This window comes from Colwellia meonggei (genome assembly GCF_057537295.1).
Genome location: NZ_BAAJLZ010000001.1, coordinates 1165426 through 1178189, shown reverse-complemented (window position 1 = coordinate 1178189; position 12764 = coordinate 1165426). Strand labels below are relative to the sequence as shown.

10 protein-coding genes are annotated in these 12764 nt (G+C 37.3%); 5 read left to right on the top strand and 5 right to left on the bottom strand.

Annotated features, from left to right (window positions below; all coding sequences use genetic code 11):
- Positions 1–386 precede the first annotated feature (386 nt).
- The 3 genes from AC27E9_RS05300 (at position 387) to AC27E9_RS05290 (ending at position 4164) form a co-directional block, all read left to right on the top strand.
- On the top strand, positions 387–716 hold the full coding sequence (locus AC27E9_RS05300; RefSeq protein ID WP_487127949.1) for a hypothetical protein: 330 nt from the start codon (positions 387–389) through the stop codon (positions 714–716).
- A 139-nt stretch (positions 717–855) separates the two neighbouring features.
- The gene (locus AC27E9_RS05295) at positions 856–2115 is read left to right on the top strand and encodes an AmpG family muropeptide MFS transporter (RefSeq protein WP_487127947.1); all 1260 of its coding nucleotides are present in this window, start codon (positions 856–858) and stop codon (positions 2113–2115) included.
- A gap of 252 nt (positions 2116–2367) precedes the next feature.
- Positions 2368–4164, top strand: a complete 1797-nt coding sequence (locus AC27E9_RS05290; RefSeq protein ID WP_487127945.1) for a 2OG-Fe(II) oxygenase family protein — start codon at positions 2368–2370, stop codon at positions 4162–4164.
- 97 nt (positions 4165–4261) lie between these two features.
- Here the strand turns inward: AC27E9_RS05290 and AC27E9_RS05285 are convergent, their stop codons facing one another.
- Positions 4262–4810 carry a YkvA family protein gene (locus tag AC27E9_RS05285; protein ID WP_487127943.1) on the bottom strand — a complete coding sequence of 183 codons (549 nt, stop codon included), beginning with the start codon at positions 4808–4810 and terminating at the stop codon, positions 4262–4264.
- A gap of 242 nt (positions 4811–5052) precedes the next feature.
- Between AC27E9_RS05285 and AC27E9_RS05280 the strand changes: the two genes are divergently transcribed.
- Positions 5053–6294 (top strand): DUF3667 domain-containing protein, encoded by a 1242-nt coding sequence (locus AC27E9_RS05280; protein ID WP_487127942.1) that lies wholly within the window; start codon positions 5053–5055, stop codon positions 6292–6294.
- Positions 6295–6493: 199 nt separating this feature from the next.
- Here AC27E9_RS05280 and lysS read toward each other — a convergent pair whose 3' ends face one another.
- From lysS to dsbC, 4 genes are all read right to left on the bottom strand, one after another.
- Complete coding sequence (gene lysS, locus AC27E9_RS05275) at positions 6494–8041, bottom strand: lysine--tRNA ligase (RefSeq protein ID WP_487127940.1); 1548 nt, start codon at positions 8039–8041, stop codon at positions 6494–6496.
- 30 nt (positions 8042–8071) lie between these two features.
- A protein-coding gene (gene prfB / locus AC27E9_RS05270; RefSeq protein WP_487127938.1) for a peptide chain release factor 2 occupies positions 8072–9170 on the bottom strand; the annotation gives its coding sequence in 2 pieces (ribosomal slippage) (positions 8072–9094 and positions 9096–9170; 1098 coding nt in all).
- A gap of 183 nt (positions 9171–9353) precedes the next feature.
- On the bottom strand, positions 9354–11102 hold the full coding sequence (gene recJ, locus AC27E9_RS05265) for a single-stranded-DNA-specific exonuclease RecJ (protein WP_487127936.1): 1749 nt from the start codon (positions 11100–11102) through the stop codon (positions 9354–9356).
- 96 nt (positions 11103–11198) lie between these two features.
- Positions 11199–11990, bottom strand: a complete 792-nt coding sequence (dsbC, locus tag AC27E9_RS05260) for a bifunctional protein-disulfide isomerase/oxidoreductase DsbC (protein ID WP_487127934.1) — start codon at positions 11988–11990, stop codon at positions 11199–11201.
- A gap of 249 nt (positions 11991–12239) precedes the next feature.
- On the opposite strand from dsbC, the gene fldB reads away from it, so the two are divergent.
- Positions 12240–12764, top strand: coding sequence for a flavodoxin FldB (gene fldB, locus AC27E9_RS05255; protein ID WP_487127932.1), 525 nt, complete (start codon positions 12240–12242; stop codon positions 12762–12764).

Here is a 12764-nt window from a genome sequence, read left to right as displayed (position 1 = left end):
TAAACCAAGTTGATACACTTTATTCTATAATTACCCTGTACAAATATCTGTTCGCAAGACCTCTACGCCAATCTTAATTTAATTAAGTGCATGATTAAATTTAAATAATGTCAGTACCTTATATTAAATTGACAACATCAAATATTTCTTATTACGAGTAAAGCTTTCAAAGTGCCTTTAACCTCTCGTCATCATTAAATAACGATTACGTTCGTTAATTACATAGCCTCGCAGTAAAATTTACAATTTTGTACAAGTTTAATTTTGACAATTCACCATTTATCTACGATAACTAAGGAAAGCCGACCAGTAGCCACAGGCGTTATAAAATAAGCTATCAAGTAAAAATTTAGAATAAATTCAATTAAGAAGTTGCAGGGAACATCATGATAATTGAGCAGTTTATCAATGAAAAAATCACGCAAATTAAAGTCTACATAGACGCTGTAGTTAATCATTCCATCCACTATACTGAATTGGATCAGTTTGTTGAAAATACTATGGCAGAATGGACGTTACTTAACGTTAATGACGAGACACCAAGCAATGCCAGAGAAAGAGTTTTTTGGCATATAATGCATGAACTCAGTTTACATAGTGCCAATGCTCTTGAAAGTAACTTATATTTCAAAAGTGAAATATCAACCTGTCTAGAATTCTTCTCAGGGGTTGGCAGTTACCCTATTGACTGTATTGGTTGGCGCCCTATTCCATAATTCAATGAAGTACACTAAAAAAGAAAACAAAAAACCTGACAAACTAATTCCTTAACCATCAAGATTAAACTTCTGTTTACTAATACATTTTGGTAGCCTACAACTATTAGTTTATAGCATCCTTTAGGTTTTCTCCGTAATGCAATCTCCAACCTTTAAACAAGCTATCTTAAATCGGCGCATGCTGATTTGTATCTTTACCGGTTTCAGCTCTGGTTTACCACTATTTATACTATACCAACTTGTACCAGGTTGGCTGCGTTCTGAAGGTGTAAGCTTAACTGAAATTGGTTTATTTTCACTTATTGGCATTCCTTATGTTTGGAAGTTTATATGGTCGCCACTAATGGATCGTTATTCGCTACCGGTGCTTGGGCGACGACGCAGCTGGATGTTATTGACCCAAGTTTTATTATTATTTTCAATAGCTGGCTTTGGTTTTATTGATCCAGTAATGAATATTTTGAGCGTCGCATACTTAGCAGCTTCTGTAGCATTTTTTAGCGCTAGCCAAGATATTGTTCTAGACGCTTATCGTCGAGAGCTTTTACCTGAACACGAACTTGGCTTAGGCAATTCAATTCATGTACAAGCTTATCGTTTATCAGGATTAGTGCCAGGCTCACTGGCTTTTATTCTTGCTGATCACATTAGCTGGCAAGCCGTATTTGTTATCGTTGCTGCATTTATGCTGATAGGTATTGGTTTAAGTTTAGCAATTAAAGAACTCAATACCGCCGAACAGGCCCCGAGAACACTCGAACAAGCAGTCGTACTACCATTCAAAGACTTTATTAACCGTCAAGGTATGAAAGCAGCGTTGCAAATTGTGCTATTCCTATTTCTTTATAAATTAGGCGACAATATGGCAACGGCTTTACAGACACCATTTTTTATTGACTTAGGTTTTACTAAAACAGAAATCGGCGTTGTTGCAAAGACGTCATCTATGATTGCTATGACCATAGGCTTAGCACTTGGCGGCTTAGTAATGGTAAAAATGAGCATTAATCGTGCCTTATGGTTATTTGGTTTTGTCCAAATAATCAGTATATTAGGCTTTGCTGCACTTGCAGAAATTGGCCATAATACCTACGCTTTAGCTATGGCAATGGGCTTTGAATATTTAGGGGTTGGCTTAGGAGCGGCAGGTATTACCGCATTCATTGCAAAAAATACTAACCCTGCTTTTGCCGCAACTCAAATAGCTTTATTTACTGCCGTTGCAGCACTGCCTCGTACATTTGCTAATGCGACAACGGGAGTTATTGTTGAACAAATTGGTTGGACAAATTTCTATTTTATTTGTACAGCTTTAGCAATACCGGGCATGCTAATGTTATTTAAAGTTGCACCTTGGCGAGAGCCTTCTCAAACAAAACAGCAGGAGAATGCGTAAGCATGATAAGACTTTTTTTTCTAATCCCTTTATTAATGTGTGCAATTTGGTATTGGTATCTACGGAGCAATAACTACACCATAAAACAAGGGCTAAAAGGTTTCGGTTACATTTTCGCTTTCAATGGTGTCATTATCGCGTTTTTCATTTTAATGTTATTTTTAACTAATTAATGGCATATTCATATACTAATATAAACTCAATTTAAACTGTATATTTTTGAGCCCTTCATAAACAACTAAAGTAAAATAAATGCAAACTAATATAACAAAAGCGATGAACTACCTTAATCGTGGTGAATTTGATTCAGCATTAAACATATTCAAGCAACTAACAAGTTTGCAAGCAAAAAACCCACAACTTTGGCATTTCCGAGCAGTATCTGAACGTAAGCTAGGTTTATTAAAAGCAAGTGAAAAGCACTTTCAAAAAGCACTTAAGTTAGCACCTAATCAGGCAGAAATAATTAATGCCTACGGAAACTTATTAAGCCAATTAGAAAAAAAAGAGATGGCTAAGCAACAATTTAAGAAAGCAATTAAAATCAATCCTAACTACATCGACCCATATTTAAACCTCGGAAACAATCTACTTAAAGAAGCTTCATATGAAGGAGCAAAAAATGCCTATACGCAAGCATTAACGCTTAATAAGGAAAATACAAATGCCAAAGTAGGTGTAGCTAAGTGCCTGAACAAAACTAATGACATTGAAACAGCTAAAAACATCTTAATTGAAGCGTTAAAAAGTAAGCCTGATAATGTGCAATGCCTGCATTTACTCGGACAAATAGAAAAAGAGCAAGGTAATATTACGAATGCAAAGGAGCATTTTAATTTAATTTTGAAGCAACCTGGGTTGCATATAGAGACGAATAAAGCACTTGCAAGCTGTTTCCTTATCGAGCGAAATATTGAAGCTTCAGTTAATGAATACGAAAAAATCGTAAGAAATGCTCCGCTAGACTATGATGCTCATAGCCAATTAAGCTTAATAAAGTGGTCAAAATCATTACCACTAAATGAATGTTTTTCTAATTATGACAATGCTATAGAAGAAACTAAATCAACAGCACTTATGGGGCAATTAGGCAATAAATTGCTGCAAGCAAAAGAGTATAGAAAGGCCATTGAAATCGCTGATAAAATACTATTAACATCAGGTAATGACGCTGCAGCTTATATTATTAAATCAAACTCTTTAAGGGAATTAGGTGAGTTTGAAGAAGCGATATTAACCAGTAGCCAAGGCCTGAAAAAAAACAATAAAGATTTAGGCTTATTATACGAAAACGGCCATGCTTATATTGCGAATAGCAATGCCGTCGAAGCTTTAAAAATCTTTGATCAGCTATGTAAGTATAATCAACACAATTTAAGCTGTGTTACTTTAAAGTCCACAAGTTTGAAAATGCTTGGCAAAACTAAAGAGTATAACGAGCTGTGTGACCCAAACAAATTCATTTACGTGTCAGAAATAACCCCTCCTCATGAAAGTAATTCACTTAGCGACTTCAATCTAAAACTTAACAACGAGTTAGTTCTTTTACATAGTAGTAAGCAACACCCTCTTGATCAGTCATTAATTAACGGCACACAAACAATTGGTGATTTGTTTCCTTCACGGGAGCATTTTATAAATTTACTGGATATTGAAATTAATCATCATATTCAACAATATATTAATTGCTTTGAAAGAAGCAAAAAACATCCCTTTTTGAAACATATTTCGCCAAGCTTTAAATATCAAGGATCGTGGTCAGTGCTATTACAACAACAGGGTTTCCACAAAAATCACTATCACCCTGAAGGTTGGATCAGTGGTCCATATTATAATCAGATCCCTAATGCCGTAGAAAAAAATGGCGAAGGCTGGATTGAATTTGGAGTTCCCGAGTTTAATATGAGAGATAAGCTTGAAGCTGATTATGTAGTTAAACCTCAGGATGGTTTATTAGTGCTATTTCCATCTTATTTCTGGCATGGTACCAGAGCATTTACCTCTGATGAGACAAGAACGACAGTTGCTTTTGATGTTGTTCCCCAGTAATTTAAATGTCTAAATTATGAATTGAAAAGAAGTTAAAATAACGCTTATCTATCATGCCGATAAGCGTTATAGTTAATATCGACTTAGTGTTTAGTGCCTAAAAAATTGAACGGAAACCTGAACGACCACGACGACGCGTCGAACGACGGTTTCTCATACGGCTGTGTAATTCTCGTCGCTTAGAGTCTAACCATTCCTCACGGGTGATAGTGGCATCACCACTTCGTCCTTCTTCGCGGGTACGGTAATTACAAAACTCTAAAAATGCTTCAATATCGTCCTTAAGCTCTTCAGCAACAAGCTCTATCATGATTGCATCATCCAAGAAACCTAATACAGGAATATGATCAGGCACTAAATCTTCTGGGTCACTAAAATATGCTAACGCACTTAGCACATCAGCACGCTCTTCATCTGGAATTTTCCATTCAGAGTCTTCAATCATTGCCACTAATGTTTCTAGCTTTTGAATTCTTTCACTGACGAATGCAGGTACATCGCCTTTAACGTCTTCACTTAAGTTTTTTGCATTTGCTAATATTTCCGCTTCACTTAAGGTTTTCGCACCTGATTTTGCTTGTCTCATTACATCGCGAAAATGCTCTAAATCTGACTCTTTCAACTCGAAGGTAACTTCAAATGCCATTATAATTCTCCTACTATTTGGCTTTCTTTGATCAGTAACCCCTTAAATTTAACAGAACATTATCAATACAGCACTAAAGATATACAAAATTTTAACCATTTATTGTAAATAAACGAGCATTTTTCTGAAAAACCTTAAAGAACAAACGAAAATCTTCGTAAAAATGCGAGAGAAAAATCTCATTTGCCTGAAAAACATTCAATGTTATTATGCTAAGTAACTGTTTTATTGCCGCAAATATTATGTCTGAACAAACAAAAAATAATAATTTAGAACTAATCACTTCAGAAAGAGAAACTGATTTTGTTAGCTGCGAAAATTGTCATGCTCAAGTCAGCGGTTCATTTTGCAGTCAATGTGGGCAATCAGTAGAGTCAACTTTAAGGTATTTCTGGAATGTAATATTGCATTTACTCGATGATATTTTTAGTTTCGATTCACGAGCTTCTCGTACCCTAAGACCTCTTTTATTTGTTCCTGGCTTTTTAACTAACGAATATATTCAGGGCCGACGCGTACATTACGTACCACCGCTAAGGCTATACCTATTTGTTAGTATTATATTTTTTATATCGCTGAAATTCTTTACATTAGATGGCACAGAAATGCTTGTTCACGAACAAAGAATGGCAGAGCCACTAAGCCAAGTGAATACCCATATTAGTCAACTTGAAGCGTCGTTGAATCAATTACCTATTGAGCAACAAAGCCGTCAATTAAACGATATTAGTCGCTATAAAGCATACCAAGCAAATCTTTCAACCAAAATAGCAACACAAACGTCAGATTTAACAACACGTATTATTGAAATCGAATTAAGCAATATCGACTCTGAGCAACCAATATCCGATAAAAAAAATAAAAAGTTAGAAGAATTAAAAACTAAATTGCAGGCAATAAAATCAGGAGAAGTCAAACCAAGTCCTTCGAACGCTTTTACTATATCCAACAATGAACAAGGCACCTTAACATTCGATTTTTTATCTGATGAAAACAACAAGCGTTTAAGTGAGAAAATGACAGCACTCGAGGCAAAAGCACAACAAGCATTTAGCTCAGATGCTCGACCTTTAATACAGCAATCTATTAGTAAATTACCTCAGCTAATGTTTATTTTATTACCGCTGTTCGCTGTAATATTAAAATTATTTTACCTATTTGCTAATCGTTTGTATTTAGAACATTTAACGGTGGCATTGCATAGCCATAGCTTTATATTTCTCGTTATTCTTTTAGTTAATATCCTTGATAATGGCCAAGACTATTTAATGCCCACCATGCCGCAAATTGCTGATAGTCTAGGTTATATCGCTGTAGGTTTACTTATATGGATACCTTGCTACCTATTTATGATGCAAAAACGAGTTTACAAGCAAGGTTATATCTTTACCTTTATCAAGTTCTTTATGATCAGCATGATTTATTTTAATTTGATCGCTATAACAGCAATGGCAGCCTTCCTATGGGGGTTAGCTGATGTATGACCTAAACTGGTGGCAATAACACAGATGCTAGGTTTTCAACTTACATGATTGCACTAATGCATGAAAGACAGAACTTATAGAGATGTCTGAACCATCGCAACTCTTTCATCCCGTTGCAACTGCAATATTACTTAAAGAGATTATTTAACATAAAAAAAAGCACCCTAAGGTGCTTTTTTTATATCAAAATACTGTTTTTCTATTCCGCGACAGGACGCATGTGCGGGAATAAAATAACGTCTTTAATGGTCGGTGAGTCAGTAAACAACATTACTAATCGATCGATACCAATACCTTCACCAGCTGTTGGCGGTAAACCGTACTCAAGTGCTTGAATATAGTCTTCATCAAAGTGCATCGCTTCATCATCACCGGCATCTTTTTCTTCAACTTGCTTTTTAAAGCGAGCCGCTTGGTCTTCTGCATCGTTAAGCTCAGAGAAACCGTTAGCTAGTTCACGGCCACCTACGAAAAATTCGAAACGGTCAGTAATAAATGGATTTTCATCATTACGGCGTGCTAATGGCGATACTTCCCATGGGTACTCAGTGATAAAAGTTGGCTGATCAAGCATATGTTCAGCAACTTCTTCAAAAATCTCACAAATATATTTACCTGCGCCCCATACTTTTGATGCTTCAGTTTCTTTTACGCCAACTTGTTTTGCCATGGCTTTTAAAGCATCTAAGTTTTCTTCAGGGTTACGTAAAACACTTTCATCAAGGTCATTACCATACTTTAAAATTGCATCAACCATAGATAAACGTTTAAACGGCTGACCAAAGTCGTAGAACTTCTCTTCAGTAACTTCGCCTTCAGCATTGCGTAATGTGTTACGAATCACAGATGTACCCATCACATCTTCCGCTAAGGTGCGTAACATGTCTTCAGTAAGGTTCATTAAATCGTTATAGTCGGCATACGCTTGGTAGAATTCAATCATAGTGAACTCTGGATTGTGGCGTGTCGATAAACCTTCGTTACGGAAGTTACGGTTAATTTCGAATACTTTTTCAAAGCCACCAACAACTAAACGCTTAAGGTAAAGTTCAGGAGCAATACGCATAAACATTTCAATGTCTAAAGCATTGTGGAATGTTTTAAATGGCTTAGCCGTTGCGCCACCTGGAATAGTTTGTAGCATTGGCGTTTCAACTTCCATAAAGTCACGGTCAGTTAAAAACTTACGAATACCATCAACAATTTTTGAACGAATTTTAAAGGTGTTACGAGTTTCTTCGTTAATGATTAAATCAACATAACGCTGACGATATTTAGTTTCAACATCAGATAAACCGTGGAATTTTTCCGGCAACGGGCGTAACGACTTCGTTAATAAATGATAGTCGTTCATATTAACGTATAGGTCACCTTTGCCTGACTTATGTAGCGTTCCTGTAACGCCAATAATATCGCCAATATCTAATAAGCCCCAACGTGCTTTAATATCTTTTTGTACTGTCTTTTCAGCATAAGCCTGAATACGACCAGTCATATCTTGTAAAACTAAAAACGGACCACGTTTTGCCATAACACGACCAGCAATGCTGTACATTTCAGTTTCAGCTTCTAAAGTTTCTTTATCTTTATGGCTGTGAGCTGCCTGAATATCTGCGGCATAATCTTTACGATCAAACTTATTTGGGTGGCCGTTTGCATCACAATTTTCACGTATATTCGCAAGCTTGCTTCGACGCTCAGCGATTAACTTATTTTCATCTTGTGCAGGTTTATTTTGCTCAGTCATTTTCATTTCTCATGGTCTAAAATTGCGAAACTACAGGCCTGATTTAAGGCTAGCTTCAATAAATTTATCTAAATCACCGTCAAGTACCGCTTGTGTATTGCGGTTTTCAACACCGGTTCGTAAATCTTTAATACGGCTGTCGTCTAATACGTATGAACGAATTTGACTACCCCAACCAATATCTGACTTACCGTCTTCAAGTTCTTGCTTATCTTCGTTTTGCTTTTGCATTTCCATTTCATACAGCTTAGCTTTTAATAGCTTCATTGCTGTTGCACGGTTTTTATGCTGTGAGCGATCACTTTGACACGCCACTACAGCCCCTGTTGGCACGTGAGTAATACGTATCGCTGAATCCGTTTTATTTACGTGCTGACCACCGGCACCTGATGCTCTAAAAGTATCAACGCGAAGATCAGCAGGGTTTATATCAATTTCAATATTGTCATCAATTTCAGGGTAAATAAATGCTGAAGCAAACGACGTATGGCGGCGACCACTAGAGTCAAATGGTGACTTTCGCACTAAACGATGCACACCAGTTTCAGTGCGTAACCAACCAAAAGCATATTCGCCTGAAAACTTAATAGTACAGCCTTTAATACCAGCAACATCGCCATCACTAACTTCTATTACGTCTACTTTAAAGCCGTGTGATTCACCCCAACGTAAATACATGCGCATTAACATTTCGGCCCAGTCTTGCGCTTCCGTACCACCAGAGCCTGATTGAATATCTAAATAAGCATTGTTCGCATCTTGCTTACCAGCAAACATGCGTCGAAATTCTAATTTGTCTAGGTCAGCCATTAATGAAGCAATTTCGTTTTCCGCTTCATTAAAGGTATCTTCGTCAGATTCTTCAACCGCAAGCTCAACCAAGCCTTCAATATCTTCACAACCTGACTCTAGATCAACAATGGTATTAACCACTAATTCTAACGACGAACGTTCTTGCCCCAATGCTTGTGCCCTCTCTGGTTCATTCCAAACGTCAGGCAACTCTAATTCACGACTAACTTCAATTAAGCGCTCAGCTTTAACATCGTAGTCAAAGGTACCCCCTAAGTAATAGAGCACGTTCGCGAATTTCTTTAATTTTATTTATAACTGGGTTTACTTCAAACATACGATTTTGGTGACTAAGTCACGTCCAAAGACCTAAGGGTAAAATAGTCGCGCATTGTAGCTTAATTATGCGATTAAATAAACGCTTGCATGCTTAACAAAGTCGGATTTTTTTATCCTATTCAACAACGATGAAACTAGCAATTTATTCAATTAAGTTAATTGCAATTGTTCACTAATTAACTTAATTAATTTGCTCAATCATCAATTGTAATGATTGTTTACCGCGAAACTCATTTATATCGAGCCGATAGGCGACATTAACATGTTGTGTTTGATGATCTGGCCAGCGCTTAAGATCAACATTAAAAGCAATGGCATCAAAAACCTGTTGGTCTTTTTCTAATACCAGCTTTAAATGTTTTTCACCGACAATACGCTGTTGAACTAGTTTAAAATTATCATCGAATATTGGTTCAGGAAAATTTTGTCCCCATGGGCCAGCATCTCGCAACAACTCGGCAAAAGTTAAGGTCATATCCTTACCTTCTAGGCTACCATCAGAAGCGATAATACCCGTCAAGGTTTCTACGCTGAGCCATTGCTGTGCATAACGTTCAAAAAGTGTTGAAAATTCTGAAAATTTATTCGCGTGAATTGACAAGCCAGCCGCCATGGCATGACCACCAAACTTCAATATAATATCTGGGTGCTGACTATCAATATGTTCGAGCAAGTCTCGAATATGTAACCCTGGAATCGAACGCGCAGAACCTTTAATTTCTTCAACACTGCTATTAGTTTCATCTTGTTCACTGTCATCGTTAGCTTGGGCAAAAACAATACTCGGACGATGGAATTTTTCTTTTAAACGCCCCGCAACTATACCAATAACACCTTGATGCCAATCGTTATGATACAAACTAATACCATGTGGCAAATTATCTTCAGTAAATTTCAAGCTTGCCATGACTTGCTCGGCTTCAGTTTGCATACCTTGTTCAATATCACGGCGTGCTTTATTTAAATCATCTAAATCAGCCGCCATAACCCGTGCTGTTGATAAATCTTTTGCCAATAAACAATTTATACCAAACGCCATATCATCTAAACGACCCGCAGCATTAATTCTTGGGCCAAGGGCAAAACCAAAGTCACTCGCCACCAATTTCTGCTGATTTTTACCGGCTATTTCAATAAGTGCTTGTATGCCTGGACGCGTTGCACCAGCACGTATACGCTTTAGCCCTTGCTCAACCAAGATACGGTTATTAGCATCTAATGAAACCACGTCTGCAACTGTGCCAAGTGCAACTAAATCAAGTAATTGTGCAATATTAGGCTCTGTAATATTTTGTTCGGTATACCAAGCTTGTTCACGCAAGTACTTTCTCAGCGCTAACATAAAGTAAAATGCTACACCAACCCCCGCCAGCGACTTACTCGCAAAGTTACAACCCACCTGATTCGGATTTACAATGGCATCAGCTGGCGGCACTGTGCTACCAGGTAAGTGATGATCAGTAACGACTACTTTTAGCCCGAGGGCTTTTGCTCGTTCTACACCCGCTACACAGCTAATACCGTTATCAACGGTAACTAGTACTTGTGCTCCTTGCGAGGCAGCAATGTCAACAATTTCCGGGGTTAAGCCATAGCCATACTTAAATCGATTTGGCACGAGAAAATGATGATTTTGTGAGCCAAGCATAGCGAGTGCTTCCATCATTAATGCTGTGCTCGTTGCGCCATCAGCGTCAAAATCACCAATAACAGTAATATTTTGTCGTGCTTTCAAAGCAAGGTGCAAAAGTTCACATGCTTCAGGTAAACCTTTCAATGAATCTACTGCACATAAATGTTTAGCAGTAAGTTCAAGTTGCTCATCACTAACAACACCACGACGAGCATAAATTTGCCGAACAATCGGATGCAAAGTGCTTGGTAAGTGTTGATCACTAACTTGTTCACGACGAGTAATTTCTTTAAGCATGCGAAAACTTTCTCGAATTAGTTATTTTTTAATATTGCAGATACAAAAATGGCAAGTTAATCACTTGCCATTTTGATTAAGTTATTTTGTAAACCATTAACCGCCTTGTTGAGCCGATTCTAGTAACATAAATAACTTACTTGGGTCTTGATAGCCTGGCACCATCATACCATTTGCTAGCATAATTGCTGGTGTACCAGTAACACCTACTTGGCGACCGAAATTAAACTCGTCTTCGATTGGTTTATCACAAATACGGGCTGCAACGTTTGAACCACTTTTTGCCTTAGTTAGTGCTTGTTGTGGATCTTCATGACACCAAATTGAACGTAAATCTTTAAACCCTTGAGAGTAACGGCCAGCTCGGTCTTTCACACCTGCACGAGGATAAGCTAAATAACGAACCGTAATGCCCTTATCATTATAGTCTTCCATTTGGTCGTGCATTTTACGGCAGTAGCCACAGGTAATATCGGTAAATACCGTAATCACATGTTTTTCATTTTTTGCAGGGAATACAATCATGTCATCTGAAAATTTTGCCATGCCGTTAACACGAACTTGAGCTAAACTTTCTTCAGTTAAATTACTAACGTTTTCACCTAAACCATACATTTTACCGTGCAATAAAAAGTTACCATCTGCACTAGCATAAAAAAGCCCTTGATCTGTAATTACTTCGACAACTCCTGTCATAGGTGAAGGTTTAATGCTGGCAATTTTAAAACCTAACATGTTACTTAACTTTGCTTTAACAAGGTTTAATTTTTTTGTTTCAGGGCTGGGTAACATAACACTATTTTCAACAGGTGTTACTGATTCAGCTAACACTACGTTGGAATAACTCACAACGCTTAATAATGCTGCAAACAAATACTTCTTAGACATAAAGATTTCCATAAATTTGATAGCGGATAATATTTTAAAATTTAACAGTAACAACAAAGACCGCTGATAGGAGGCTAAAATTACAGTGAAAATAACGCAAATGCAATAACTGCTATGCGCTTCAAACAGTATTTATTTTGCTGGCTCATTATTTAAACTAGCAATAACCTGTGCATGTTTGCTAAAATCTCGCCAAATTACTCCCGTCACCTTTTGTTTCGGCTACACAACCCTCGGTAATCATTATCAATGAATATTGCACTATTTTATGGCTCAACCACTTGCTATACCGAAATGGCAGCAGAGAAAATTCAAACAGAGTTAGGTAAAGAACAAGTTTCTTTATTCAATATTAAAGATACCGCTCTGACGGAAATGGCCGAACACGATATTCTTATTCTTGGTATTTCCACCTGGGATTACGGTGAAATACAAGAAGATTGGGAAGGACACTGGCCTGAAATAGCCAATGTAGATCTAGAAGGTAAAATAATTGCCCTGTATGGAATGGGCGATCAAATTGGCTATACCGATTGGTTCCAAGATGCACTAGGTATGTTACACGACCAAGTAGTTGCTCAAGGCGGTTATGTTATTGGTTACTGGCCAAATCAAGGCTATGAATTTGCCGCATCAAAAGCATTAACTGAAGACCAGCAACATTTCGTAGGATTAGCACTCGACGAAGACAACCAATATAACTTAAGCGATGAACGCATTAGTGCTTGGTGTCAGCAAATCAAAAAAGAAATTGGTGAGATTTTAGAAGATTAG